Raw genomic sequence first — 457 nt, forward strand, 5'->3', positions numbered from 1 at the left:
GATCGTGCCGCCGTGCAGCTCCACCAGCTGCTGCACGATGGCCAGGCCCAGGCCCAGGCCGCCATGGCGGCGGGTGGTGGTGCCATCGGCCTGGCGGAAACGGCTGAACAGATGGTGCAGGAACTCCGGCGCGATGCCGTCGCCGGTGTCGCGCAGGGTGATCGATCTCCCGGGGCACAAGCCCCCTGAAGGAACCATGTAGACTACGTGGTTGATAGGTCAGGTGTGTAAGTACAGCAATGTATTGAGCTAACTGATACTAATGATCGATCAGCCACACTGGAACTGAGATACGGTCCAGACTCCTACGGGAGGCAGCAGTGGGGAATATTGGACAATGGGGGGAACCCTGATCGATCGAGTTTATGACGATTTTGATGCGCTTTTAAAAGCTCTTGACCAACTAATTGAGCCGCACGCGCAGCCATCACCACCATAGGTTCCATTGAACACCCAC

At 57.5% G+C, this 457-nt stretch carries 1 protein-coding gene and 1 other annotated feature; the gene reads right to left on the reverse strand.

What is annotated here, in order from left to right; all coding sequences use genetic code 11:
* On the reverse strand, positions 1-180 hold a 180-nt coding region (locus tag ACJ5GX_RS03725), incomplete at its 3' end, for an ATP-binding protein (protein ID WP_495292714.1).
* Positions 171-357, forward strand: a sequence feature (16S ribosomal RNA rRNA prediction is too short). It overlaps the preceding gene by 10 nt.
* The last annotated feature ends 100 nt before the right edge of the window (positions 358-457 follow it).

It is taken from the genome of Wolbachia endosymbiont of Tuta absoluta (assembly GCF_059414725.1).